Genomic DNA, 24,989 nt, shown 5'->3' on the forward strand with positions numbered 1-24,989 from the left:
CCGTGGCCGCGCGGGAACGAGGACAGCCGGCCCGTGGCGGCTCGGGACCCGGTGGGGGCCCGCGGCGACGCGGGGGAGACCGGTCAGCCCCTTCGGCCGGGGATGGCCAGCGCCGCGGCGGCCAGCGCCAGCGCGGCGAAGACGGCCGCGGTGGCGAACGCGGCGGCCATGCCGCCGACGAGCGTGCCGTCACGCATGGCTGTGCCGAACACGGTCACCAGGACGGCCGATCCCAGCGCCCCGCCCGCCCAGACCATCGTCTGCGCCAGCCCTGACGCCGCCCCCGACTCTCGGGGGCCCACCCCCGCGAGGATGGTCGCGTTCAGCGGCATGAAGGACAGCCCGCCGCCGATCCCGAGCAGCAGCATCGGCCCGAGCACGCCGTCCGCGTACCCGGTTCCGGGCCCGACCCGGGTGAGCCACACGAGCCCGGCGAGCGACAGCGTGGTCCCGGCTACGATGACGGCCCTGGCGCCGAACCGGGGGAGCAGTCGCGGCACCACCCGTACGACGGCGAACTGCGTGAGCGCCATCGGCAGGAACGCGAACCCGGCCCGCAGCGGGTCCAGGCCCAGGACGAGCTGGACGAACTGGGTCATCAGGAAGAAGAACCCGAACATGCCGGCCGCGAGCAGCAACTGGACCAGGTAGGCGGCGGCGCGGGTCCGGTCGGCCAGCAGCGCCGGCGGCACGATCGGCTGCCGCGCCCGGGTCTCCACCGCGGCGAACCCGGCCAGCAGCGCCGCCGCCGCGACGAAGGCGGGGGCGGCCTCGCGCCAGCCGGCGTCGGCGACCGTGACCAGCGCGTACACGAGGGAGACCATCCCGCCGGTCACCGTCACGGCCCCGGCGACGTCGAAGCGGCCGGGGTGCCGGTCGGGCTCGCTGATGAAGCGCGGCGCCAGCGCGACCACGAGCAGCCCGATCGGGACGTTCACGAAGAACACCCAGCGCCAGGACGTCGTGTCGGTGAGCAGACCGCCCAGAATCAGGCCTATGGAGCCGCCGGCCCCCGTGACGGCGGAGTAGAGGCTTATCGCGCGGTTGCGGGCCGCGCCCTCGGGAAACGTGGTGGCGATCAGGGCGAGGATGCTCGGGCCGGCGACTGCGGCCCCGACCCCCTGGGCGGCCCGCGCGGCAAGCAGTCCCCAGGCGGCCGTGGCGAGCCCGCCCATCAGTGAGCCGAGCGTGAAGACGAGGACGCCCGCGACGAAGACCCGGCGCCGGCCGAGGATGTCCCCGGCCCGGCCGCCGAGCGTCAGCAGGCCGCCGAAGGCGAGCAGGTAGGCGTTCATCACCCAGGACAGGCCGGTGGGGGAGAACCCGACGTCCTGCTGGATCCTGGGCAGGGCGATGGTCACGATGGTCGAGTCCAGGCCGATCATGAGCTGGCACGTCACCACCACGGCGAGCGCCAGGCGGGTGTGCGTCCGCGCGCGAAGGGATACCGTGAGCGTCGACAAACGAGCCTCCGAGGGATTAAGTGGAGATAGCCTCCGGTAAAGGAATATACGGAGGCAACCTCCGCTTCGCAAGGGTGTTGCCATGAACAGGCCCATGCGCGCCGACGCGCGCCGCAACTACGACCGCCTGCTCGCCGAGGCGCGGGTGCTGTTCGAGGAGCAGGGGCCGGACGCGCCGCTGGAGGACATCGCGCGGCGGGCCGAGGTGGGCATCGGCACGCTCTACCGGCACTTCCCCACGCGGCAGGCCCTGCAGGAGGCGGTCTACCGGGACCAGATCGAGGCGCTGGCCCAGGAGGCGTACGACCTGGCGGAGCGGAGCCGGCCGGAGGAGGCGCTGTTGCCCTGGATCCGGTCGATGCTGGCGCACGCGGTGGCCAAGCGCGGTCTCAACCGGGCGCTGATGGCGACGCTCGGCAGGGAGTCCGACCTGTTCGCGGCGTGCCGGCAGCAGCTCAACGCCGCCGGTGAGGCGCTGCTGACCCCCGCGCAGGAGGCGGGGGCGGTCCGCAAGGACCTGGAGGTGGGCGAGCTGCTCAAGCTGGTCCACGGGGTGTCGGTGGCGACCGAGCGGTCACCCGGCGACGCCGACCGCCTGATCACCCTCATCATCGAAGGGCTGCGGCCGGTGGACGACCGGCCTCGCTGAGGGGGCTGCGGAACGTCTGCCGGTAGGCCAGCGGCGGCACGCCGACGGCGGCGTGGAGGTGCTGGCGGAGCGAGACGCCCGTGCCGAACCCCGCCTTCCTGGCGATCAGGTCGACCGGCAGGTCGGTGGTCTCCAGCAGGTGGCGGGCGTGCTCGACCCGCTGCCGGGTGAGCCACCTGGCCGGGCTGAGGCCCGTCTCCTCGCGGAACCTGCGGGTGAACGTCCGGACGCTCATCCGGGCGTGCGCGGCCAGCGCGGCCAGGTCCAGCGGCTCGTGCAGGTTCTCCAGCATCCACGCCCGGGTGGGCGCGGTGGTGGTCCCCGCGGGGTCGGGCACGGGGCGCTCGATGTACTGCGCCTGGCCGCCCTCCCGGAACGGCGGGGTGACGCAACGCCTGGCCGTCCGGTTGGCCACCTCGCTGCCGTGGTCGCGGCGGATGACGTGCAGGCACAGATCGATGCCGGCCGCGACGCCGGCCGAGGTGAGCAGGTCGCCGTCGTCGATGAAGAGCACCTCGGGGTCGAGGCGCACCCGGGGGAACAGCGAGCGGAACCGGTCGGCGTTGCGCCAGTGCGTCGCGGCCGGCCGGTCGTCGAGCAGCCCGGCCGCGGCCAGCACGAAGGCGCCGGTGCAGATGGAGATCAGCCGGGAGCGCCCGGCGGCCTCGCGCAGCGCGTCCCGCACCCGGGGGTCCAGCGTGCCGTCCTCGATGGGAGGGCCGCCGTGGATGCCCGGCACCACCACGGTGTCGGCCGTGGCGAGCACACCGAGGTCGTGGTCGGGCACCACGCTGTATCCGGCGCGCGTGCGGACCGGACCGCCGCCGGGCGTGCAGGTGACCACTTCGTAGAGCGGCCCGCCGTCCTCGGCGGCCCAGAACACCTGCCCGGGGACGCCCAGGTCGAGGGTGGCGAAGTCCTCCAGCACGAGGACGGCGACGCGATGCATGGCCCGATTGTTTCACATATTGGCTTTCGGGCCACTGGCTGGGGCGGGACCGCCGCCAGCAGGATGGGCGCATGAGATCGCTTCATCGGGCCTGGTTCGTGGCCGCCGCCGCCTTCGTCGCCATCCTCGGAGCCGCGGGCTTCCGCGCCACGCCGGGCGTTCTGATCACCCCGCTGCAGGACGAGTTCGGCTGGTCCAGGGGGACGATCTCGCTCGCCGTCTCGGTGAACCTGATGCTCTACGGCCTGTTCGCGCCGTTCGCCGCGGCCCTGATGGACCGGTTCGGCATGCGCCGGGTGGTCACGTGCGCCCTCGCCCTGGTCGCGGCCGGCAGCGGCCTGACCGTGTTCATGACCGCGAGCTGGGAGCTGGTCGCGCTGTGGGGCGTGCTCGTCGGGCTCGGCACCGGCTCGATGGCCCTGGTGTTCGCCGCGACGCTGACCGACCGGTGGTTCGTCCGGCACCGCGGGCTCGTGACGGGGATCCTGACGGCCGGAGGCGCCACCGGCCAGCTCGTCTTCCTCCCGGTGCTGGCGCACCTCGCCGAGATGCAGGGCTGGCGGTACGCCGCTCTCACCGTGTCCGGCGCGGCCCTGGCCGTCGTCCCTCTGGTGTGGTTCCTCATCCGCGACACCCCCGAGGAGCTCGGGCTGACCGCGCTGGGCGCCGCCGAGCCCGTCGTACGGACCCCGAGCAGGGGGGCGTCGGCGCGGGCGCTGCGGGTCCTGCGGTCCGCGTCCAGGAAGCGGTCGTTCTGGTTCCTCGTGGGGGGCTTCGCCATCTGCGGCGCGAGCACGAACGGCCTGGTCGGCACGCACTTCATCCCGGCCGCCCACGATCACGGCATGGGGGAGACCGCCGCCGCCTCGCTGCTCGCGCTCGTCGGGGTCTTCGACATCGTCGGCACGGTCGCCTCCGGGTGGCTGAGCGACCGGGTGGACTCGCGCGTCCTGCTCACCGTCTACTACGCGCTGCGCGGGCTGTCCCTGCTGGTCCTGCCGCAGCTGTTCGCGGCCACCGCCCATCCCAGCATGCTCGTGTTCATCGTCTTCTACGGCCTCGACTGGGTGGCGACGGTGCCGCCCACGGTGGCCCTGTGCCGGAAGATCTTCGGGACGGAGGGCGCGGTCGTGTTCGGCTGGGTGTTCGCCTCACACCAGGTGGGCGCCGCGATCGCCGCCACCGTCGCCGGCGTCACCCGCGACCACCTCGGCAACTACGACGCCGCCTGGTACGGCGCGGGGCTGCTGTGCCTGCTCGCCGCCCTCATGTCGTCCCGCGTGGTGACCCGTGCGGAGCGGCCCAGGGAGGCTGCGATCCTGGTCGGGTGACAGAACGCGTGCTCCCCCTCGTCGTCCGCATCGAACGCGCGGCCCCGCCCGAGCGGACCGACGCGCTCGAGGCGGCCGCGACGGCGGTCCTGCGGATGCTCGACCAGGACGACTGGCCCGGCGAGATCGAGGAGTGGCAGGACGGCCGGATCAGGAAGGTGGTGCGCCGGGCGCGCGGCGCGGAGTGGCGGCGCGTGCTCGCCCTTCCCGGGATCACGGTCAGGGTCGGGACGGCCGAGGTGCGGGTGCACCCCCCGGTGCCGCTGGACGACTGGCCCAAGGACCTGTCCCGGCTCCAGGTCTCGGGCACCGAGCTGGGCGACTCCGCGCCGCCGCCCGCCCCCGATCCGGACGTCCCCGTGCTCTGGGTCAACCCTCACCTGGACATGACGGCAGGCAAGGCCATGGCGCAGGCCGGCCACGGCGCCCAGTTCGCGTGGTGGGGCGCCGGCGAGGAGGACCGGGCCGCCTGGCGGGAGCGCGGCCTCGCCGTGAGCGTCCGCACGGCCCCGCCCGGGAGCTGGCCCGATCTGGCCGGCGGCGGCCTTCCCGTGGTGCGGGACGCCGGCTTCACGGAGATCGAACCGGGCAGCGCCACGGTGGTCGCCGACGCGCCGTGGCTGCGTACGGGCGTTCCCGAAGTGTGATGGGGAACGCACCCGAATTACCCCGATATGCCGTACGCTCCCGATCGTGTCACCTGGGGACTATGGGACGAAAGCCGTACCGTCGTACGTAGCAGCCGAGGCGGAGACGACTCCGCTGCCGAAGATCACGGTCCCCGAGCCCCCGCCACCCTCCGGCTCCGGCAAGGGGCTCGGCGACCTGCCGATGCGGGTGGTCTACCGAGTGATCGCGGCGGGCGTCGCGGTCGCCGTCGTCGGGGGGATCGGCGCCGCCGTACTGCTCGGCAGGGGGGACTCCGGCTCCCGCGTCACCGCGGCCGGCCCGCCGCCCGCCGCGAGCGCCCCGGCCGGGTCGGCTGCGACCGGCGTGCCGTCGGCCGGCGCGTCCGTGGATCCCACTGTCGCCGCCTCGACTCCGGTGACGGCCGGCGCCGCCGTCGACGCCGCGTCGGCCGTCCCGTCCGCGTCGGGCGCGCCTTCCTCTGCGGCCGCGACGCCCGGGCCGACGCCGTCCCCCGGCACGACCGCCATGGAGGCGGCGCTGACGGACCCGCGGGTCCCCGCGCTGCCCGCGAGCGATCGGAAGCTGCGGAAGTTCTCCGGGCACGCCGCCCCCACCCGCGGCCTGATCAAGGACAAGCGGTCGGGCGTGGCCTTCGCCAGGTTCTCGAAGCTGTGGAAGCTGGCCAAGGCGAGCCCGTTCGCCTCCCGGCAGGTGCTGCCCAAGGTCAAGGGCTCGTCGTACCAGGGGATGCTGGTCTCCTGCCCGGTGCCGATCCCGGTGCAGGACAGCCTGCGCGACACCGCCTTCCTGGCCGCCCGCTGGACGCTCAACCACCACCCCTCCGGGGCGACCGTCACCTGGACGGCCTCGCAGAAGATCAAGGCGGGCAAGCGGGACGGCTGGCTGCTCGGCTACACCGTGCACTACGTGGTGAAGGGCAAGAAGCGCACGTCGAACGCCGTGGTGGCCCTGGTGGACGCGCGCGGCAAGAAGCCGGCCCTGGTGTTCGTCACGATCCCCGACAGCCAGCGGAACCGCTGGCACGACATCAACGTCGTGGTCGCGTCCGTCAAGGCGCTGTGAGGGCCTCGCCGGATCCCGCCTCGGCGAGCACCGGCTCGACGATCTCCCTGACGGCCCAGCGGGCGACGCCGGCCGGGAACGGCGTGCGCAGGTTCAGCGCGATGTGCGTCACGCCCGCCCGGACCGCGCCGATCACCGCGGCGCGGCCCGCGGCCGGGTCGTCGTAGGGCACGATGATCTGGGCCGAGCGGACGATCTCGGCGGGGTCGCGGCCGATCGCGCGGCAGTGCTCGTCGAGCACCCGGCCGCGCTCGGCGATGAAGGCCGGGTCGTTGTGCGGTGGCCCCGGGATGTTCCAGATGTCGGCGTGCTCGGCCACGACCCGGAGCGTCCGGGTGCCCCAGCCGCCGATCATGATGGGCGGGCCCGGCCGCTGGACCGGCTTCGGGGCGCAGCGGGCGCTCCGGAGCGTGTAGTGGCGGCCCTCGAAGTCGAAGACGTCCTCGGTCCACATCCGGCGCAGGATGGCGCACGACTCCGCCAGCCGCTCGACGCCCTCTCCGGGAGACACCAGGCGCAGGCCGTACGCGTCGTACTCCCGCGGCGTGAGCGTGTCCCCCGGCTGGACGGTGCCGCCGACTCCGATCCCCATCACCAGGCGCCCGCGCGAGACGACGTCGACCGTGGCGGCGATCTTCGCGAGCACGGCCGGCGGCCGGGTGCGGTTGCTGGTCACCATCAGGCCGAGGCGCAGCCGCTCGGTCCGGGCGGCGAGGGCGGCCAGCAGTGTCCACCCCTCCAGGATCGGCCCGCCGGGGTCGCCGAACAGGGGGATCATGTGGTCCCACAGCCAGGCGTGCTCGATCTCCGGGGTCGCGTCCGCCTCCTCCCAGACCCGCAGGATCTCGTCGTACGTCGTGTGCGCGGGGACCGTCTTCAGGCCGAAGCTCAGCGTCATGCGAGTGTCTCCAGGGATATCGTTAGCACGGCAACGAAAGACGTTAGCGAGCTAACGAAATGCCGTCAACCCTGCTTTTGCTAGCGTGCGAACGCACGAGGGGACGGGACGGAGATCGCATGAGCGTGGCGGAGGACTTCCACACGGCCTTCTGGAACGCCAAGCGTGCGATGGCGCAGGCGGCGGAGGCCGCCTACAGCCGGCACGGCGTGGGCTCCGGGCAGCAGTTCATCCTGCGCTGCCTGTGGGAGGACGACGGGCTCACCCCCGGCGAGGTCGCCCGCCGTCTGGAGCTCGCCACGCCGACCGTGACCCGGGCCGCCACACGCATGGAGGCGGCCGGGCTGCTGCGCCGCGAGCCCCACCCCACCGACGCCCGGCTCGTACGGCTGCGCCTCACCGACCGCGGGCGCGCCCTGGAGACCGTGATCGCCGAGGAGGTGGCCCGGCTCGGGGAGCGGGCGCTGCGCACGCTCGACCCCGCCGAGCGCGAGCAGGTCGTCCGGTTCCTCGGGGAGATCCGCCGCAACCTCGCCTGAGCAGGACGGGCGGCCCCTGCGCTGCGGCGGGCACGGGATCGGGAGCCGTTAGGCTTCGCGTGTGAGCGAATTGGTGCTGGCCTCCGCTTCCCCGGCCCGCCTCGGCGTGCTGCGGTCCGCCGGGCTCGACCCCAAGGTCATCGTCAGCGGGGTGGACGAGGACGCGATCACGGCCGACTCGCCCGCTGCGCTCTGCCTCGCCCTCGCCGAGGCCAAGGCCGCCGCCGTCTCCGGCACCCTGTCCGACGGCGTCGTCATCGGCTGCGACTCGATGCTCGAGCTCGACGGCGTCGCGTACGGCAAGCCGTCCTCGCCTGAGGAGGCCGTGCGCCGCTGGAGGTCGATGCGCGGCAGGAGCGGACGGCTGCTGACCGGGCACTGCGTGGTCGACGTGACCGGCGGGCGCGCGGTCTCGGACGTCGCCTCCACGGTGGTGCGGTTCGGCACGCCCACGGACGACGAGATCGACGCGTACGTGGCGACGGAGGAGCCGTTGCGGGTCGCCGGCGCGTTCACGCTGGACGGCTACGGCGGCTGGTTCGTCGAGAGGATCGAGGGCGACCACGGCAACGTGCTCGGCATCTCGCTGCCCTTGCTGCGCCGCCTGTTCGCCGACCTGGGCATGGTGTCCGTGACGCGCCTTTGGCGCTAGCCTGCCCGGCATGAGCAGCAACGGACGGCGCGGCGTCGGCGGGTTCGCCGAGGGGATCGGGTTCTGCCTCAAGGGCCTCGGCTGGGTCGCCCGGCACCCCCGGTGGTGGGTGTTCGGACTGGTCCCCGCGCTCGTGTCGACCGTGCTCTACGTCGTCGCGCTCGTGTGGCTCGGGACGCACGCGACCGACGTCGCCGCCTGGGCCACGCCGTTCGCGGACGACTGGGGCTGGCGCGATGCGTTCCGCACGCTCGTCGGCGTCATGATCTTCGTGGTCGGCCTCGTGCTGTCCGTGCTGACGTTCACCGCGGTCACCCTGGCCGTCGGCGAGCCGTTCTACGAGAAGCTGTCGGAGAAGGTCGAGGAGGACCTCGGCGGCCTGCCCGAGGGGGCGGACACCTCCCTGTGGCGGTCGTTCCTGCGGTCGGTGCGCGACAGCGTGGTCACGCTGTTCTACGTGCTGATGTTCACGATCCCGCTGTTCGTGCTCGGGTTCGTGCCGGTGGTGGGGCAGACCGTGGTGCCGGTGCTCGGTGCGCTGGTGTCCGGGTTCTTCCTCACGGCCGAGCTCACGGGGCTCGCCCTGGAGCGCCGGGGCGTCGGGCGGAGGGGGCGCTTCGCGCTCCTGCGGGGTGACCTGGGCCTGGCGCTCGGGTTCGGCGTGCCGCTGTTCCTGGCGTTCCTCGTGCCGCTCGTCAGCATCGTCGTCATGCCGGCGGCGGTGGCCGGCGCCGCCATGCTGGTGCGGGTCCGGCTGGCCGGACCCGCGCGCGAGCGTCATCCCGCGTAGACCTGGAGCTCGGAGAGCCGGGCGGCGGGCCGTCCGGCGCCTGCGTCGGATGCGGCACGTCGGACGGTCCATCGCCGGTTTTCCACAGGCGCGGCGATCACGGCTCGGGACGGGACGGGCGTGGGCCAGGCTTACGCCTCATGACCGCTACGCCGACGCTCGTGCTCTCCACCCCGGCGGACATCCTCGCCGCCGTGCCCTACCTCATCGGGTTCCACCCGGCCGACAGCCTCGTCGTGACCGGCTTCGCCGGGCCGTCCCTGCGGCTCAGCACGCGGTGGGACCTGCCGCCCGACCCCGGCGACCTCGACCGGCTTGTCCCGCTGCTGCGGCGCGAGGGGGTGACGACGACCTTCGTCGTGGGGTACGGCTCCGGCGCGCTGGTGACCCCTGCCGTCGACGAGGCGTTGCGGCTGCTCGGCGGCGCGGGCATCGCCGTGGCCGAGGCGCTCCGGTCGGAGGACGGGCGCTACTGGTCCTACTCCTGCGGCAGCGCCTCGTGCTGCCCGGCCGAGGGCACGCCGTACGACCCGTCCGTCAGCCACGTGGCCGCCGAGGCCGTCCTGCACGGGCTGGTGGCGCTGCCGGGCCGGGGGGCGCTCCGCGCGTCCGTCGAGCCGCAGACGGGGCCGGCGATGCGGGCGGCCACGCGCTGCACGGCCGCCGCCCTCCGCGCCCGGTTCGCCGCCCTGAACGACCCCGACGCCCGGTGCGAGAAGGCGCGCGGGCGGCCCGGTGCCGACCCTCTCGCGGCCGCGCTCGTCTCCGAGGGCACGGCGCGGGTCCGGGCCGCCATCGCCCGATACGAGTCGGGCGGCCGGCTGGGCGACGACGACGCGGCCCGGCTCGGGTTCGACCTCGCGCTCATCCGGGTGCGCGACGAGGCCTGGACGCTGATCGACGATCGCGACGTCCACGTGGACCTCTGGCGTGACCTGACCCGCAGGCTGGAGCCCCGCTACGTGGCGCCGGCCGCGTCTCTCCTGGCGGCGGCCGCCTGGCAGCGGGGAGAGTGCGCGCTCGCGGGCATGGCGCTCGACCGGGCGCTGGCCGCCGACCCCGGATACTCGATGGCGCTCCTGCTCCGGCAGGCGCTCGCCCACCTCATGTCACCCGCCGCGCTCCGCGACCGCATGCCCGCTCCGGAGGAGCTCGACGAGGAGATGGGCCCGCCCCGCCGCTCCTGGCTCGACCCCCTGCGCGCCCTGCTCGCCGAGCCTCCCCGCGCCGGCGCGGCCTGAGACCGCTCGTTGTCGGCCAGGGGTGCGATCGGCCGGGGCATGCCGGAACGCGTGGGCACGGGCGCGGGACGAGGCGGGGCGGCGCGGGAAGAGCGAGGTGGTGCGGGGGTGAGGGTGCGAGCTGGGGGCGGTGCCGGGCGCGGGATCGGGGAGAGGTGAGGCGTGGAGGTGCGGGGGGAGATGAGGCGTGGAGGTGCGGGGGAGGGGTGGGGCACGCCGAGGTGCCGGGACGGGCCAGGCTCAGGCGAGGCCGCCGCTCTCGGCCCGGCGCCTGCGTTCGTTGTAGGCGCGCATCCGAGGCGGATAGCCGGTCAGCTGGACGTCGTACACGGGGAGGGCGAGGTCTCTGGCGACTCTTAGGATCACCGCGGGGGACCCGACCCGGCGGCGCGTCCACTCGCCGTCATGCGCCACCGCCACCGCCGTGGTGTCGGTCGCGAAGGTCTCCGGCTCGACGTAGAACTCGACGCCGCGACGCGACCGGGCGAACTCGATGAGCGCCTCGATGTCGGCGTCCGTCGCCTCGCGGTCGAACCTCGCCACGCGATTGCCGCGGAGCCGCCGGATTCCGTAGCGATCTCGCCATCTCATAGTGTCTGTATACAGCCCTGGGGATCACGAACGTGTTAAGACCGTTTCTCCGGGCCGAGTCGGGGATGTCCCGGATGGACCATCGCGCGTGCCGGGCCGAGGATGGAGGCAGACTCGACATAGGCGAGACGACCGTTGACGGAAGGCGACTCTGCGATGCCCGCGGCAGCGACACCATCGTGGCAGGGGCGGGCCCCGATGCCACATCCCCATTTGCGCGTGACCAACGATGACCGGGACCAGGTCGTCGAGCACGTCAAGGCGGCGTACGCCGAGGGCAGGCTCGACAAGGACGAGATGGACGAACGGCTCCACCTCGCGATGACGGCGCAGACGCACGCCGACCTCATGCCGATCATGACGGACCTCTACGGCACCCGTCCGGCCTACGTGCCGCGGCCGCCGGTCCGGCCGGCCCCGGCGTACGCGTACGGGCCGGGCGCGCCGGGCGTCCCTGACGGGGGCGACCGGGTGGCGGGCGCGGCCGCGCATCTGCTCACGCTGGCCGGGCTGTTCGTCGTGGGACCGTTGCTGATCATGGCGACGGCCGGCCGGACCTCGCCGTACATCCGCAGGCACGCGGTGGAGTCGCTCAACTTCCACCTCACCGTGCTGGGCGGCAGCATCCTGCTGCTGCTCACCGTGGTGGGCGCGATCCTGCTGCCTGTGATCTGGATCCTCGGCTTCGTGCTGTCCGTCGTCGGCGGAGTCACGGCGCTGACCGGCACCGACTTCCGCTACCCCCTGACGCTCCGCCTGGTGAAGTAAACCCGCGGCTCAGAACAGGAGCGCGCGGACCGACGCGACGGTGTCGGCGTCCTCGGCCCGCTTGTCGGGCCGGTAGCGCAGCACGCGGGCGAACCGGAGCGCCATTCCGCCGGGGTAGCGGCTCGACCGCTGCACGCCGTCGAAGGCGATCTCCACGACCAGTTCGGGCCGGAGGGTGACCACGTACTCGTCCGTGGGCCCGTCGGCCAGCCGCAGGAACTGCTCGGTCTGCCAGGCCAGCAGCTCGTCGGTGAGGCCCTTGAACGTCTTGCCCAGCATCACGAAGCCGGCGGTCTCCGGGTCGTACGCCCCGAGGTGCAGGTTGGACAGCCACCCCTGGCGCCGGCCGTTGCCCCACTCGGCCGCCAGCACGACGAGGTCCAGGGTGTGCCGCGGCTTGACCTTGATCCATCCCGCCCCGCGCCGGCCTGCGGCGTACGGCGTGAGCGGCGCCTTGACGACCACGCCCTCGTGGCCCCGCCGCACCGCGTCGGTGAAGAACTCCTCGCCCTCCTGGGCGTCGCCCGTGACCAGCCGCGGCGTGATCAGCTCGGCGGGGACCGCGGCCTCGAGCGCGGCGTGCCGCTTCTCGTCGGGCAGGTCGAGCAGGTCGGCCCCGGCCACCCGGAGGGCGTCGAAGAAGAACACGCTCAGCGGCACGGTCTCGCGCAGCGACGCGACGTCGAGCTTGCTGGCCACGCGCCCGGAGGTCACCTGGAAGGGCTCGGGGCGCCCGTCGGGGCGCAGGGCGATCACCTCGCCGTCGAGCACGAGGTCGGTCTCGGGCAGCGCCCGCACGGCCTCGACCAGTTCGGGCACCTGGGCGGTGATGTCGTCGAGCGTGCGGGTGAACACCGACACCTCGTCGCCGGTCCGGTGCGCCTGGACCCGGATCCCGTCGAGCTTCCACTCGATCGCGGCCGGCCCGCCGACCTTCTCCAGCGCGGCAGCCACGCTCGGCGCGCTCTGCGCGAGCATCGGCGCGACCGGACGGCCCACCTCCAGGTGGAACTCCCGCAGCGCGTCCACCCCGCCCCGCAGGGCGGCCGCGCCCACGGCCGGCAGCCAGCCGCGCAGGGTCAGCGCCCGCCGGACCTCCGCCGACGGCACGCCGGACGCCTTGGCGATCGCCTCGATCATGACGCCGTCCAGCGCCCCCTGGCGCAGCTCGCCGGTGAGCAGCCGCAGCAGGAACGACTGCTCCTGCCGGGTGACGGCGCCGAAGAGCCGGGCCAGCAGCTCCTTGCGGGCCGCCTGCGAGCCGGCGCCCGCCTGCGCCTTGATGCGGCCGAGGTGCTCGTCGACCTCGGTCAACGTCGCCGTGGCGACCTGGCGCGGCTCGGGCAGGTCCCGCAGGCTCCGCCAGCCGACGCCGATCTGCCGCTGCGGCAGCTCGCCCGACAGGTACGCGATGGCGATCTCGGCCTCGTCCGGGCCCACCCTGCCCAGCAGCTCGGCCAGATGCCGGATCTTGGCCAGCCGGGCGGAGTCGGCGGCCACCGCCGCCGAGGTCCGGGCAAGGTCGATCAGCAACACACCGTAATCCTGCCTCACCGGACCGGCATACGCCCACGCCGGGGGCGGACAAGTCTCAGCTGTAGTGGCGGGCGCGGGGCCACAGGTCCCGCCAGGACAGCCGGGGGTCGTAGCAGACCGTGATCGGAGCGTCCTGCTCCTCGCCCGGCATGCCGTCGACCTTCCTGGCCAGCGAGCAGCGGGTGAAGACCGTGGACAGCTGATCCGGCGGGAAGCCCACGGACACCACGACGCGCGTCCCCTCGGGCGGCGGCCCCCACCACCACAGCTCGTTGTGCCCGCTGTAGACGCGTGCCGGCAGCTTGAGCTCGCCCGACCAGCGGTCGAGCGCGCCGGCCTCGCCGTAGTTCTCCGCGAGCAGCACCGCTCCGGCGCGGTCCTGCTCGGGCAGCGCGTGGTAGACCCCGGCGACCTGCTCGGCCAGGCTCCGCATGCCGACCGACTCGCGGGCCACCTCGTTCACCGCCGCGACCGGCGTGCCGCGCAGCGACCCGGCCGGGACGACGGGCAGGGCGAGCACGACGGCGACGACCGCGTTGAGGGCGAGGGCCGCCACGAGGACCGGGCGCCACCGCCACGCGGCGGCCGACACGCATCCCGCGGCGAACAGGTACAGCAGGAACGCCCCCACGTAGTCGGGACGGCCGCCCGAGTAGAGGGTCAGCGCACAGGCGACGGGATAGGCGACGGCCAGCGCGCGCAGCCGCCGGTCGCGCCACAGGCGCCGCCACCCGGCGACGCACACGACGGCCTGCGGCGGCCCGAGCAGCAGCACCTGGAGGGGCAGGAAGGTCAGCCGGTTGTCCGCGCCCTCGTCGATCTTCAGGGCCTCGGCCATCTGCAGTTGCGGCCACGCGTGGGTCGCCTGGTAGACGAGGTTGGGTGAGGCGATGACCAGCGCCAGCGCGGCGCCGATCCACAGCCGCCTGTCGCGCAGCACCTCGCGCGGACCGGTCGCCAGGATGCCGACGCCGATCGCGGCCAGCAGCATCGCGATGAGGTCGCGGTTGTACGTGGCGATCCCGGCGAGCACGCCGATCCAGATCCAGAGGCGGCCGTCCCCGCGGAGCAGGACGCGGATCACGAGGAGCGCGACGGCCATCCACAGGACGAGGTCGGGGGTGAGCGTCAGCAGGGAGTGCCCGCCGACCAGCGGCAGGACGCTCGTCGCGGTGCCCGCCGCGGCCAGGGCCTGCGCCGTGCGTTCGCCGCCCAGCTCACGCGCGACCAGCGCGACGAGCAGGACCACGGCACCGGCGCACAGGGCGGGGACCACGCGCAGCGCGACGACCGTGTCGCCGAAGACGGCCGTGGAGACCCGCGCGATCATCGGCGTGAGGGGCGGGGTGTCGAAGTAGCCGAGCCGCGGACGCTCGCCGAGCATCCGGAAGTAGAGCTCGTCGCGGTGGTAGCCGTACCAGGGGCTGACGGCCAGCAGCACGACCGTGGTCGCGGCCGCGGCGATCAGGGCCGCGCGGGACAGGGGGAGCCGGGTGGCCGGGCGGACCTCCGTGATCGTCGTGGTCACCAGACCATGATGGGGCCCGGAGCCCGCCCGCGACACCCGTAAGTTCAGCTCAGTTGACGCCGAGCAGGTCGACGACGAAGATCAGCGTCTCGCCCGGCTTGATCATGTTGCCGGCGCCGCGGTTGCCGTACCCCAGGTGCGGCGGGATGGTCAGCCGGCGGCGGCCGCCGACCTTCATGCCGGCGACGCCGCGGTCCCACCCCGCGATGACCCGGCCCCCGCCCAGCGGGAACTGGAAGGGCTGGCCCCGGTTCCACGAGGCGTCGAACTCCTCGCCCGTCGAGAACGTCACGCCGACGTAGTGCACGGTGACGTTCTGCCCCGGCTTGGCCTCCGGTCCGTCCCCCTCGACGAGGTCGACGATCTCCAGGTCCGCGGGCGGCTCGCCCTCCGGAAAGTCGATCTCGGGCTTCTCGAATGCCACGTGGCTCTCCTGTTCTGTCCGCGCCGGATGATCCGGCAGGCGACCTGACTTTACCGGGGAGCTTCCGCACGGAGACGCTCTCCCCACGAGACTGGGGAGAGCGTCTCCGTCGCGTACGGCCGCCAGGGGTCCGGCACGGGGAGGAGGTGCGTCAGCGGCGCCGCGACGCGTCCTCCGCGGCCCGGGCCTCCGCCGCGCGCTCCTCGTCGGCGTGGTCCGTGATGGCTCGGTCCGCGGTGACTCGGTCCTCGGCGGCGCGGTCCGTGATGACGCTGTCCTCGGCGGCGCGCTCCTCGGCCAGACGCTCCTCCGCCAGGCGCTCCTCGGCGGCGGCGTCGGGCGCGCCGGCGGCCGGCGTCACCGGCGGCGTGACCGGCGGGGTCAGCGGCGACGTCGCGGGCGGGGTCACCGGCGCGGTGGCCGGGCCCGCCGACGGCGGCCGCTGCACGACGACGGTGTCGGCCGGCTGGAGGCCGCCCTGCAGCAGGGCCTGCGCCTGGTCCAGCATGGACGAGGCCACCAGGACGTCGTAGCGGCCGGCGACGATGGAGCTGCGGGAGGAGAAGTCGCGGGTCCCGCCCTGGAACGCGTGGCTGGTGAACCCGAAGGCGGCACCCGCGATCGCGCCCCAGAGGATCGACCACAGGACCAGGCCGACGAACGAGGTCGTGGTCGAGGTGAACAGGCCGAGGAACAGTCCGACGATGAGGCCGAAGACGGCGCCGCTGACCAGCCCCGTGAGCGCCGCCCTGCCGTTGGTGAGCCGCCCCGTGACGGTCTCCTCCAGCCGGAGGTCGCTGCCCACGATCGCCGCCGTCTGCACGGGGAACCCGGCGTCCGACAGCGTGTCGACGGCGCGCTGCGCCGCCGCGTAGTTGTCGTAGCTGACCAGCAGCCGTCTGTCGACCGCCGGCGAGGCCGGCTCGGCAGGGGAACCTATCATGATCGCCTCCGCGTGTGGTTCGGTCGTCACCCGACGCACCTACCCGCGGTGTGGCGAAAATGCGTGGAGATCACCAGCTCTGGTGCAGCGGCATGCCCTCCGTGTAGCCCGAGGCGCTCTGCACGCCCACGACGGCCCGCTCGTGGAACTCCTCCAGGTCGGTGGCCCCCGCGTACGTGCAGGAGGAGCGCAGGCCGGCCACGATCGCGTCGATCTGGTCCTCCACGCTGGGCCTGACCGGGTCGAGGTACATCCGCGAGGTCGAGATGCCCTCCTCGAACAGCGCCTTACGGGCCCGCTCGAACGGGGAGTCGTCGGCCGTGCGCAGCCGGACGGCCCTGGCCGAGGCCATCCCGAAGTTCTCCTTGTACTTGCGGCCGTCGGCCGCGGTGCGGGTGTCGCCGGGGGACTCGTACGTCCCGGCGAACCACGAGCCGATCATCACGTTGGACGCCCCGGCGGCCAGCGCCAGCGCCACGTCGCGGGGGTGGCGCACCCCGCCGTCGGCCCACACGTGGCGGCCCAGCCGGCGGGCCTCGGCGGCGCACTCGAGCACGGCGGAGAACTGGGGGCGGCCGACGCCCGTCATCATCCGGGTGGTGCACATCGCGCCGGGTCCCACCCCGACCTTCACGATGTCGGCGCCCGCCTCGACGAGGTCGCGCACGCCCTCGGCCGTGACCACGTTGCCCGCGGCGACCGGCACGGACGGCCCGAGCGCCCGCACGGCCCGCAGAGCGGCGATCATCTTCTCCTGGTGGCCGTGGGCGGTGTCGACGACGAGCACGTCGGCGCCGGCGTCCAGAAGCTCCTTGGCCTTGGCCGCGACGTCGCCGTTCACCCCGACGGCGGCCGCCACCCGCAGCCGGTTCCGGTCGTCCACCGCCGGTTGGTACAGCGTGGAGCGCAGGGCGCCCGTCCGCGTGAGGATGCCGACGAGCCGCCCGTCCTCGTCGACGACCGGGGCCAGCCGGTGGCGGCCCTCGTGCAGCGCCTCGAAGGCGGCCTGCGGGTCGGCGCCGCGGGGCAGCGTCTGCGGGGACGCGGTCATGACCTGGGAGAGCTGGGTGAACATGTCCACGCCGTGGCAGTCGGCCTCGGTCACCACGCCGACCGGGCGGTTCTCCCAGTCGACCACGATGACGGCGCCGTGGGCGCGCTTGGGCAGCAGGTTCAGCGCATCGCCCACCGTGTCGTGCGGGCCGAGCGTGATCGGCGTGTCGTGGACCAGGTCGCGGCCCTTCACCCAGTCGATCACGTCGGTCACGACGTCGATCGGGATGTCCTGGGGGATCACGGCGAGTCCGCCGCGCCGGGCCACGGTCTCGGCCATCCGGCGGCCCGCCACCGCGGTCATGTTGGCGACGACAATGGGGATCGTGGTGCCGGTCGCGTCCCGCGTGGACAGGTCGACGGCGAGCCGCGACCCCACCGAGGACCGGGACGGCACCATGAAGACGTCGCTGTACGTGAGATCGTAGGGCGGGGTCAGATCATTAAGGAATCGCACGTTTGTCCAGCCTACGCTGTTATTGGTCAATATCCGACATTCCCGGCAGGGGGTGGATCAGACGCCGGCGCCGGATACATTGACCTCGCCTGAGAGGAGAACATGTGATCACCGTTGACCGGCCCGAGGCGCTCGTCGTCGGCTACGCCGTACGGACGTCGAACGCGGCGGAGGCGGACCCGGCGAGGGCCCAGCTGCCGGGCCTGTGGGCGCGGGCGGGGGCGCCGGGAGCCTTCGCGCACGTGCCCGGACGCGTCGACGAGAACCTGTACGCCGTGCTGACCGACTACGAGAGCGACCACCGGGGGGCCTACACGCAGGTCGTGGGCGTGGCGGTGCACACGGCCGCGCGCCTGCCCGAAGGCATGGTCGCGGTGCGGGTGCCCGGCGTGCCGTGCCTGCTGTTCGAGGCCCGCGGCCCGATGCCGGGCGCGCTCCTCGACGCCTGGCAGCAGGCGTGGAAGCACACGGAGTCGGGCGCCGCTCCCGCCCGGGCGTTCACGACCGACCTGGAGGTCCACCACCCGGGGGGGACGGACCTCTACGTGGCCACGCTGCCCTCGTTCGGCGACTCCTGATCGTCGCCCGGGTCGTCCGGCGGCGGGTCGGGCAGGCGCCATCCGGCGACCAGCAGCGGCAGCAGATAGTGGGTCCACAGCAGGGCCATCACGCCCAGGAAGACGGCCGCGCCCGGCACCCGGACCGCCGGGCCGCCTTCCCAGGTGGCCGCGACGATCGCGACGAGCACGGCCCCGAGGATGAGCCGCATCGCGATGTTGGCCTGGGTGAAGGCCCGCAGCCGCTCGGCCACCTGACGCTCGTCCAGCCGGCGCTCGGGCAGCGAGGCGAGCCCGCGCGTGGCGATGTTCAGCGCCGTCACCGCGGGGACGAAGAACGCGAGCATGACCAGCAGCAGCACGAAGTTCACCAGGACCGCCGTGTCGCTCGGCGCGATGAACCAGGAGACCGTCGCGTCGGCCCACAGAACCAGGACGCTGACCGCGCCGGCGGCGACCAGCAGGCGCCGCCGCGCGCGGGTCCGGTACAGGGCCGTCATCCGGTCCTCCTGCACCGACTGCTCGACGCGGCGGTTCCACCGTTCCCAGGCCCTCACGACGGGCTGCCCAGTCTGGGGAACGGCCTGAGGGAGAAGACGACCTCCACCGGCACCTCGAAGAACTCCGCGATCCTCAGGGCCAGATGGAGGCTGGGGCTGTACTCGCCCCGCTCCAGGTAGCCCACGGTCTGGTAGTGCACGCCGAGAGCCGCGGCGAGGTCGCGGCGCGAGACGCCGCGGTCGGCCCTCAGCACCGCGATCCGGTTGTACACCGTCTCCTCGGCCACTCGTCACCTCCGTCGGGCCCACCGGTCCGCTCACCTTCCGCGGACCCGGCGCAGCAGCCAGGGGGCTAGAACCATACCGCCGGCGGCCCAGGCGCCCAGAACGATCGCCGCCTGGCCCAGCCGCCAGCTGTGGCCGATCTCGGCCGCGAGCATGGAGTCGGGCAGGAACGCCGCCCGCAGCCCGAGCGCCTGCCAGTAGAGCGGGAAGACCTGGGCGATCCCGCGGACCACGCTCGGCATCGCCGACAGGGGCACCACCACGCCCGACGCGGTGAGCAGCACCATCGTCGGCAGCGCGAGCAGCGCCGCGCCCGTCTTGGGGCCGGGGAGCAGGATCCCGAGCGCCGCGCCCAGGGGGACCACGGCCAGCGTGCCCAGCGTGAGCACCCACGCCAGGGTGAGCCAGCGTCCGGGGGAGGCCGGCAGGCTCCCGCCGGTCAGCGGCAGGGAGACGAGCAGGATGAGGACGCCGTTCGTGGCGATCGTGAGCAGCACGCCGGTGGCCCGCCCGGTCAGGTAGACGCGGGTGCCCCGCGGCAGCGTCCGCGCCCGCAGCAGCACGCCCTCCTCCCGGTCGGTCGCGATCATGAGAGGCAGGCCCGTCAGGCCCGTCGAGAAGACGGTGAACGCGAGGAATCCGGCGGTGAGGTAGGTCCCCATCCGCACGTCCGCCCCGGGGACGGTGTCCCCCCCGAGCCAGGCGACCAGCAGCGCGTAGACGCCCACGGACCCGGCCAGGGCGGTGACCATCTCCCTGCGGTCGCTCAGCTGGTTGAGGTGCTCGGTCCAGCCGCGCCGCAGCCCCAGCGCCGTCGCGTTCATCGGGCCTCCCCCACCAGGTCGAGGTAGCTCTCCTCCAGCGTCGGCCGGCGGATCTCCAGGCCCGGGACCGGGCCGTCGTAGCGGCGGTGCAGCTCCCAGGCCGCCCGCGAGGGGTCGTCGGTCTCCACCTCGCCGCCGTCCCACCGCACCCGGGCCGGGGCCCGTACGGCCCGGGCGAGCTGGGCCGGGCTGCCGCAGGTGACGATCCGGCCGGCCACGAGCACGGCGACCCGCCCGGACAGCCGCTCGGCCTCGGCCAGGTCGTGCGTGGTCAGCAGCACGGTGAGCCCCTCGCCGGCCAGCCGCTCCACGAGCAGGTGGAACTCCCGGCGGGCCTCGGGGTCGAACCCGGTGGTCGGCTCGTCGAGGAACAGCACCTCCGGCCGTCCGGCGAGGGCGAGCGCCACGTCGAGCCGCCGCCGCTGCCCACCGGAGAGCAGGACGGCGCGGGTGCCGGCCTGCTCCGTCAGCCCGAGCGCGTCGAGCAGGCCGTCCGCGTCCCGGGCCCGGTCGTAGTAGGCGGCCACGTGGCGCACCAGGTCCCGCACCCGCCAGCGGCCGTGGTCGCGCCACGACTGCAGCACCACGCCGAGCCGCGCCCGCCACGCGTCGCCGCCGCGGCCCGGGTCCTCGCCGAGGACGGACACCTCGCCCGTCCAGCCGGCGCGGAACCCCTCCAGGATCTCGACCAGCGTGGTCTTGCCCGCGCCGTTGGGCCCGAGGAGCGTGAACACCTCCCCCCGCCGCACGTCGAGGTCGACGCCGTCGAGCACCCGGGTCCCGCCGTACGCCATGGTCAGCTGCCGCACGTCGATCGCGAGGTCGTCCATGCATCCCTCCAAATGGCATAGCTCTACTCTCGAATGTAGTAGGTGTACTACATTTGAGACAAGAGCTGCTGCATCAGGAGGACGTGCTGGGGCTCCACAGGGGCTCGGGGACCTCGAAGCCGACCGGCTCGCCCCACCGGTTCCGGTAGGCGACCTCGTGGGCGGGCCGGCGCGGGGCCACGCCCCATCGGCCGGTCGGGTAGCCGAAGGTGACGGTGCAGGCGAGCTGCCAGCCCTTGCCCTCGGGGACGCCGAGGACGCGCATCGTCTCGCCGGAGTGGAAGAGCCCCAGCACGGTGGTGAGCGCGCTGCCGACGCCGTAGGCCCGGGCCGCGAGCTGGGCGCTCCAGACCGAGGGGAAGATCGAGCCGCCGCTCGGGTCGTTCCTGGTGAACGCGAACAGCAGCAGCGGATAGCCCTCGAAGTTGTCGGCCAGGTGCTGGGCCGAGCGCAGCACGCTCAGCGTCCGGGTGTCGCCGGCCGCCTCCGCCCGCTCGCGCATCTCCTTGTAGTGGCCCTCGAACAGCACGCCCAGGGCCTGCCGGTAGAGCGGCCCGAGCGCGGCCTTGACCCCGGGGTCGTCGACCAGGAGGAACCGCCAGCCCTGGACGTTGCCGCCGCTCGGGGCGCGGACGGCCGCGTCCAGGATCCGCTCCTGGACCTCCGCGGGGACGGGGTCGGGTTTGACCCGGCGCATGGCCCTGGTCGTGTACAGGGCCTCGAAGACGTCCATGGTCACCGGCTCACTCCTCGTGTTGGGGGGTCATCAGGCCAGGACTCCGGCGGCGCGCAGGGCCTTGGCCTCGTCGTCCGGAAGTCCCCAGGCGGTCAGGTCGTGCAGGCGGGTGGCGGGGGCGAGGCCGCCCCGGCCCGCGCCCAGCAGGCGGGGCGCGGGGGCGGCCTGCATCAGGCCCGCGACCTCGACGAACGTCCCCCGGGCCCGGTTGTGCGGGTGCTCCACCGCCTCCGCCGGGTCGAGGACCGGGGCCACGCAGGCGTCCGAGCCCTCGAAGATCCGCTCCCACTCCTCCCGGGTCCGCTCCCGGAAGGCCGCCGTCAGCCGCTCGCGGATCTCCGGCCAGTTGGCGCGGTCGCCCCGGTCCGGCAGGTCGTCCAGCCCCATGCGCGCCACCATCTCGGCCCAGAACTGCGGCTCCAGCGGGCCAACCGCGAGGTGGCGCCCGTCCGCGGTCTCGTACGTGTCGTACATGGGCGCGCCGGTGTCGAGGAGGTTGGTGCCCCGGGGCCCCCAGGCGCCGCTGCGCACCCCCTCGTAGAACATGCTGAACAGCAGCGCCGCCCCGTCGACCATGGCGGCGTCGACGACCCTGCCCCTGCCGGTCCGCTCCCGCTCGAAGAGGGCGAGCAGCACGCCGTACGCCAGCATGAGGCCGCCCCCGGCGAAGTCGCCGAGGATGTTGATCGGGGGAGTGGGTTTGCCGCCCGCCCGGCCCAGCATGGACAGCACGCCGGCGATCGCGATGTAGTCGATGTCGTGCCCGGCCGCGGTCGCGAGCGGCCCCTCCTGGCCCCACCCGGTCATCCGGCCGTAGACGAGCCTGTCGTTGACCGCGCGCAGGTCGTCCGGGCCGATGCCGAGCCGTTCCGCGACGCCCGGGCGGAAGACCTCGATCACCACGTCGGCGCCGGCCGCGAGGCGTTTGAACGCGGCCACGCCGTCCGGCGACTTCAGGTCGAGCCCGATGGTGCGCTTGCCGCGGTCCATCACGTCGCGGCGGGGCTCGTCGCGCACCGCCCCCACGCGGTCGATCCGCAGCACCTCGGCGCCGTGGTCCGCCAGCATCATCCCGGCGAACGGCCCCGGCGCGAGACCGGCCAGCTCCAGCACCCGTATTCCCGTCAGCGGGCCCGTCGGCGCCTCATCCATGCGATCCTCCCGCCTGCGTCGTGCGCGTCACGCGCTTAGTAGAACATGTTTCGGTCTCGTGCCAGACTTCCGCCCGTGACGTGGAAGCTTCTCGCACTGCCGCCCCTGCCGGAGGACGCCGTGCGCGGCCTGCTCGCCGGGCTGGGCGACCGGGTGGAGGTCGCCGTCCCGGCCCGCCGCGACCGGGACGCCCTGCTGGAGGCGCTGCCCGGCGCCGAGATCGTGGTGGGGGACTGGAGCGGCGCGCTCGCGCTGGACGCCGAGGCCGTCCGGCTCGCGCCGCGCCTGGCGTTCGTCCAGCAGCCCTCGGTCGGCGTGGACGGGCACGACCTGGACGCCCTGACGGCCGCGGGGGTCCCCCTCGCCAACACCGCGGGCGTGAACGCGCAGTCGGTGGCCGAGTGGTGCCTGGCCGCGGCGCTCGCGCTGCTGCGGCACCTGGCGGACGGCGACCGGGAGATGCGGGCGGGCGGGTGGCCGCAGTTCACCCTCCAGCGCCGCGAGCTGTCCGGCCTGCGCGTGGGCGTCGTCGGCTTCGGGCCGATCGGCGCGGCCTGCGCCCGCCTGTTCGGCGCGCTCGGCTGCCGGGTGGCCTACTGGTCGCGCTCGCCCAAGCCCGAGTCGTACGGCGCCGCCCACCTGGACCTGGACGAGCTGGTCGCGACCAGCGACGTGCTGGTCCTGGCCGTGCCGCTGGCGGAGGAGACGCGCGGGCTGATCGGCGCGGAGCGGCTGGCGCGGATGCCGGCCGGGTCGGTGCTCGTGAACGCCGCGCGCGGCGGGGTGGTGGACCAGGCCGCGCTGCTGTCGGCGCTGGAGTCGGGGCACCTGTCCGGGGCCGCCGTCGACGTCTACGAGCAGGAGCCCCCGGCCGCGGACGACCCGCTGCGCTCCTGCGACCGGGTCCTGTTGTCGCCGCACGCCGCCGGGGTGACGCCGCAGGCCACGACCCGGCTGCTGGAGTGCGTCACGGCGAACCTCGGCGCGGCGCTGGAGGGGCGGCCGGTGACCAACGTGGTCAACGGAGTCGACCCCGTCGTCCGCCGCCGTTAGACGCAGGATACGATCAGCGCTGCTGGGCGGCTCTCCCCGGGTGCCGAGCGGATTCCGGATAGTTTTCGCGCACGTAACGTGTCTAGTCTGGTCCGCGATGTGTTCCGGGGTTAGCGTGCCAAGAGGCGATCTCTACGATCCATGGGGGTGGTGTCATGCCAGAGCGCACGGCCAGTATGACCGCCCATAATCAGGCTGTCGAGCAGATCAGGGACTCCTACGCGGCGATCCCCGCCGACGCCGCTCCGCGGCTGGGGAAGGCCACGACGAACCTGTTCCGCTTCCGCACGCCGGGGAAGACGGCCACGCTGTCCGCCCGCGACCTGGACCAGGTGATCCAGGTGGACCCGGAGACCATGACGGCCGAGGTCCAGGGCATGACCACGTACGAGAACCTGGTCGACGCGACCCTGCCGTACGGGCTGATGCCGTACGTGGTGCCGCAGCTCAAGACCATCACCCTCGGCGGCGCCGTCACCGGCCTCGGGATCGAGTCCAGCAGCTTCCGCGACGGCCTGCCCCACGAGTCGGTGGAGGAGCTGGAGATCCTCACCGGCGACGGCCGCATCGTCGTCGCCCGCGCGGACAACGAGCACGCCGACCTGTTCCGGGCCTTCCCCAACTCCTACGGCACCCTCGGCTACGCGCTGCGGATCAGGATCAGGCTCGCCAGGGTCAAGCCGTACGTCCGGCTGACGCACCTGCGCTTCACCGACGCCGACAAGTGCATGCTGGCCATGCAGGAGATCTGCGAGAGCCGCGAGCACGACGGCGACCCGGTCGACTTCGTCGACGGCACGTTCTTCGCCCCCGACGAGCTGTACATCACGCTCGGGACCTTCTCCGACCAGGCGCCCTACACGTCCGACTACACGGGCATGCGGATCTACTACCAGTCCATCCGCAGCCGTGCCCGCGACTGGCTGACCGTGCGCGACTACCTGTGGCGCTGGGACACCGACTGGTTCTGGTGCTCCCGGGCGTTCGGGGTTCAGCAGCCGCTGGTCCGCTCGCTGCTGCCGCGCCGCTGGCTGCGCTCGGACGTGTACCGCAAGCTCGTCGGCCTCGACCAGAGGTACGGCGTGACCGCCCGCATCGACCGCTGGCGCGACAACCCCGCGCAGGAGTCGGTGATCCAGGACGTCGAGGTGCCGGTGGAGCGGGGGGCCGAGTTCCTCGACCTGTTCCACCGCCGGGTGGGCATGGCCCCGGTGTGGATGTGCCCGCTCAAGGCGACGGGGGAGTGGCCGCTCTACCCGCTGCAGCCCGGGCGCCTCTACGTGAACTTCGGTTTCTGGGGGATGGTCCCGCTGCCGCGCGGCCAGTTCGACGGGTACTACAACCGGCTGATCGAGCACGCGGTCCACGACCTCGACGGCCACAAGTCGCTCTACTCCACGTCTTTCTACGAGCGCGAGGAGTTCTGGCGGCTCTACAACGGGGACGCCTACTGGCCGGTCAAACGGTCGTACGACCCGGGCGGGCGCATGCTCGACCTGTACGACAAGTGTGTCCGGGGCCGGTAGG

27 protein-coding genes are annotated in these 24,989 nt (G+C 73.7%); 12 read left to right on the forward strand and 15 right to left on the reverse strand.

From position 1 onward, the window contains the following. Positions 1–83: 83 nt before the first annotated feature. A complete protein-coding gene (locus Mco01_RS04505; protein WP_204055624.1) occupies positions 84–1,463 on the reverse strand; it encodes an MFS transporter in 1,380 nt (459 codons plus the stop codon). Between the two features lie 82 nt (positions 1,464–1,545). Here Mco01_RS04505 and Mco01_RS04510 point away from each other — a divergent pair, with 82 nt between their 5' ends. Then, entirely contained in the window at positions 1,546–2,112 is a 567-nt protein-coding gene (locus Mco01_RS04510; protein WP_204055625.1) for a TetR/AcrR family transcriptional regulator, read from the forward strand. On the opposite strand, the gene Mco01_RS04515 is transcribed toward Mco01_RS04510, so the two are convergent. Then, on the reverse strand, positions 2,072–3,061 hold the full coding sequence (locus Mco01_RS04515; RefSeq protein ID WP_204055626.1) for a GlxA family transcriptional regulator: 990 nt from the start codon (positions 3,059–3,061) through the stop codon (positions 2,072–2,074). The two genes, Mco01_RS04510 and Mco01_RS04515, sit on opposite strands and share 41 nt — an antisense overlap. 71 nt (positions 3,062–3,132) lie before the next feature. Here Mco01_RS04515 and Mco01_RS04520 point away from each other — a divergent pair, with 71 nt between their 5' ends. From Mco01_RS04520 to Mco01_RS04530, 3 genes are read left to right on the forward strand one after another with little or no spacing between them, the layout of a single operon-like run. Then, complete coding sequence (locus tag Mco01_RS04520; protein ID WP_204055627.1) at positions 3,133–4,392, forward strand: MFS transporter; 1,260 nt, start codon at positions 3,133–3,135, stop codon at positions 4,390–4,392. Continuing rightward, a complete protein-coding gene (locus Mco01_RS04525; RefSeq protein WP_204055628.1) occupies positions 4,389–5,039 on the forward strand; it encodes an aminoacyl-tRNA hydrolase in 651 nt (216 codons plus the stop codon). Before Mco01_RS04520 ends, Mco01_RS04525 begins: the two co-directional genes overlap by 4 nt. 46 nt (positions 5,040–5,085) lie before the next feature. Then, positions 5,086–6,105, forward strand: a complete 1,020-nt coding sequence (locus Mco01_RS04530; RefSeq protein WP_204055629.1) for a hypothetical protein — start codon at positions 5,086–5,088, stop codon at positions 6,103–6,105. On the opposite strand, the gene Mco01_RS04535 is transcribed toward Mco01_RS04530, so the two are convergent. Further along, positions 6,092–7,003, reverse strand: coding sequence for an LLM class flavin-dependent oxidoreductase (locus Mco01_RS04535; protein ID WP_204055630.1), 912 nt, complete (start codon positions 7,001–7,003; stop codon positions 6,092–6,094). The genes Mco01_RS04530 and Mco01_RS04535 overlap by 14 nt on opposite strands. A 119-nt stretch (positions 7,004–7,122) precedes the next feature. Between Mco01_RS04535 and Mco01_RS04540 the strand changes: the two genes are divergently transcribed. The 4 genes from Mco01_RS04540 to Mco01_RS04555 all read left to right on the forward strand — a co-directional run bounded on the left by Mco01_RS04540 (position 7,123) and on the right by Mco01_RS04555 (position 10,225). Further along, positions 7,123–7,542, forward strand: coding sequence for a MarR family winged helix-turn-helix transcriptional regulator (locus Mco01_RS04540; protein WP_204055631.1), 420 nt, complete (start codon positions 7,123–7,125; stop codon positions 7,540–7,542). A gap of 61 nt (positions 7,543–7,603) precedes the next feature. After that, entirely contained in the window at positions 7,604–8,194 is a 591-nt protein-coding gene (locus Mco01_RS04545; protein ID WP_204055632.1) for a Maf family protein, read from the forward strand. 10 nt (positions 8,195–8,204) lie between these two features. Further along, on the forward strand, positions 8,205–8,984 hold the full coding sequence (locus Mco01_RS04550; RefSeq protein WP_204055633.1) for an EI24 domain-containing protein: 780 nt from the start codon (positions 8,205–8,207) through the stop codon (positions 8,982–8,984). 140 nt (positions 8,985–9,124) lie between these two features. Next, positions 9,125–10,225, forward strand: a complete 1,101-nt coding sequence (locus tag Mco01_RS04555; RefSeq protein ID WP_204055634.1) for a DUF4192 domain-containing protein — start codon at positions 9,125–9,127, stop codon at positions 10,223–10,225. Between the two features lie 240 nt (positions 10,226–10,465). Here Mco01_RS04555 and Mco01_RS04560 read toward each other — a convergent pair whose 3' ends face one another. Further along, positions 10,466–10,816, reverse strand: coding sequence for a hypothetical protein (locus Mco01_RS04560; RefSeq protein WP_204055635.1), 351 nt, complete (start codon positions 10,814–10,816; stop codon positions 10,466–10,468). Between the two features lie 219 nt (positions 10,817–11,035). Between Mco01_RS04560 and Mco01_RS04565 the strand changes: the two genes are divergently transcribed. Beyond that, on the forward strand, positions 11,036–11,584 hold the full coding sequence (locus Mco01_RS04565; RefSeq protein WP_239103335.1) for a DUF1707 and DUF4870 domain-containing protein: 549 nt from the start codon (positions 11,036–11,038) through the stop codon (positions 11,582–11,584). A 9-nt stretch (positions 11,585–11,593) separates the two neighbouring features. On the opposite strand, the gene Mco01_RS04570 is transcribed toward Mco01_RS04565, so the two are convergent. The 5 genes from Mco01_RS04570 to Mco01_RS04590 all read right to left on the reverse strand — a co-directional run bounded on the left by Mco01_RS04570 (position 11,594) and on the right by Mco01_RS04590 (position 17,525). Further along, on the reverse strand, positions 11,594–13,120 hold the full coding sequence (locus Mco01_RS04570) for an ATP-dependent DNA ligase (RefSeq protein ID WP_204055637.1): 1,527 nt from the start codon (positions 13,118–13,120) through the stop codon (positions 11,594–11,596). Positions 13,121–13,175: 55 nt separating this feature from the next. Beyond that, positions 13,176–14,648: a glycosyltransferase family 39 protein gene (locus Mco01_RS04575; protein ID WP_204055638.1), complete on the reverse strand. Its 1,473-nt coding sequence runs from the start codon at positions 14,646–14,648 to the stop codon at positions 13,176–13,178. A gap of 49 nt (positions 14,649–14,697) precedes the next feature. Next, positions 14,698–15,072 carry an FKBP-type peptidyl-prolyl cis-trans isomerase gene (locus Mco01_RS04580; RefSeq protein WP_036330642.1) on the reverse strand — a complete coding sequence of 125 codons (375 nt, stop codon included), beginning with the start codon at positions 15,070–15,072 and terminating at the stop codon, positions 14,698–14,700. A 151-nt stretch (positions 15,073–15,223) separates the two neighbouring features. Continuing rightward, the gene (locus Mco01_RS04585) at positions 15,224–16,015 is read right to left on the reverse strand and encodes a YflT domain-containing protein (protein ID WP_204055639.1); all 792 of its coding nucleotides are present in this window, start codon (positions 16,013–16,015) and stop codon (positions 15,224–15,226) included. 70 nt (positions 16,016–16,085) lie between these two features. Continuing rightward, complete coding sequence (locus Mco01_RS04590; protein WP_204055640.1) at positions 16,086–17,525, reverse strand: GuaB1 family IMP dehydrogenase-related protein; 1,440 nt, start codon at positions 17,523–17,525, stop codon at positions 16,086–16,088. A 104-nt stretch (positions 17,526–17,629) separates the two neighbouring features. Between Mco01_RS04590 and Mco01_RS04595 the strand changes: the two genes are divergently transcribed. After that, entirely contained in the window at positions 17,630–18,103 is a 474-nt protein-coding gene (locus tag Mco01_RS04595) for a GyrI-like domain-containing protein (RefSeq protein WP_204055641.1), read from the forward strand. Here Mco01_RS04595 and Mco01_RS04600 read toward each other — a convergent pair. The 6 genes from Mco01_RS04600 to Mco01_RS04625 all read right to left on the reverse strand — a co-directional run bounded on the left by Mco01_RS04600 (position 18,067) and on the right by Mco01_RS04625 (position 22,409). Next, entirely contained in the window at positions 18,067–18,639 is a 573-nt protein-coding gene (locus Mco01_RS04600; RefSeq protein WP_204055642.1) for a hypothetical protein, read from the reverse strand. The two genes, Mco01_RS04595 and Mco01_RS04600, sit on opposite strands and share 37 nt — an antisense overlap. Next, positions 18,636–18,869, reverse strand: coding sequence for a helix-turn-helix transcriptional regulator (locus Mco01_RS04605; RefSeq protein ID WP_204055643.1), 234 nt, complete (start codon positions 18,867–18,869; stop codon positions 18,636–18,638). Before Mco01_RS04605 ends, Mco01_RS04600 begins: the two co-directional genes overlap by 4 nt. A gap of 30 nt (positions 18,870–18,899) precedes the next feature. Further along, positions 18,900–19,691, reverse strand: coding sequence for an ABC transporter permease (locus Mco01_RS04610; protein ID WP_204055644.1), 792 nt, complete (start codon positions 19,689–19,691; stop codon positions 18,900–18,902). Continuing rightward, on the reverse strand, positions 19,688–20,521 hold the full coding sequence (locus tag Mco01_RS04615; protein WP_204055645.1) for an ABC transporter ATP-binding protein: 834 nt from the start codon (positions 20,519–20,521) through the stop codon (positions 19,688–19,690). Before Mco01_RS04615 ends, Mco01_RS04610 begins: the two co-directional genes overlap by 4 nt. Positions 20,522–20,594: 73 nt before the next feature. Next, positions 20,595–21,254, reverse strand: a complete 660-nt coding sequence (locus tag Mco01_RS04620) for a nitroreductase family protein (RefSeq protein WP_239103404.1) — start codon at positions 21,252–21,254, stop codon at positions 20,595–20,597. Positions 21,255–21,287: 33 nt separating this feature from the next. Further along, positions 21,288–22,409 carry a CaiB/BaiF CoA transferase family protein gene (locus tag Mco01_RS04625; protein WP_204055647.1) on the reverse strand — a complete coding sequence of 374 codons (1,122 nt, stop codon included), beginning with the start codon at positions 22,407–22,409 and terminating at the stop codon, positions 21,288–21,290. 75 nt (positions 22,410–22,484) lie between these two features. On the opposite strand from Mco01_RS04625, the gene Mco01_RS04630 reads away from it, so the two are divergent. Together Mco01_RS04630 and Mco01_RS04635 are read left to right on the forward strand one after the other, a co-directional pair. Then, complete coding sequence (locus Mco01_RS04630; RefSeq protein ID WP_239103336.1) at positions 22,485–23,462, forward strand: 2-hydroxyacid dehydrogenase; 978 nt, start codon at positions 22,485–22,487, stop codon at positions 23,460–23,462. 155 nt (positions 23,463–23,617) lie between these two features. Continuing rightward, on the forward strand, positions 23,618–24,988 hold the full coding sequence (locus Mco01_RS04635; protein WP_239103337.1) for an FAD-binding oxidoreductase: 1,371 nt from the start codon (positions 23,618–23,620) through the stop codon (positions 24,986–24,988). The last annotated feature ends 1 nt before the right edge of the window (position 24,989 follow it).

The sequence above is a fragment of the Microbispora corallina genome (assembly GCF_016863035.1).
Taxonomy (GTDB): domain Bacteria; phylum Actinomycetota; class Actinomycetes; order Streptosporangiales; family Streptosporangiaceae; genus Microbispora; species Microbispora corallina.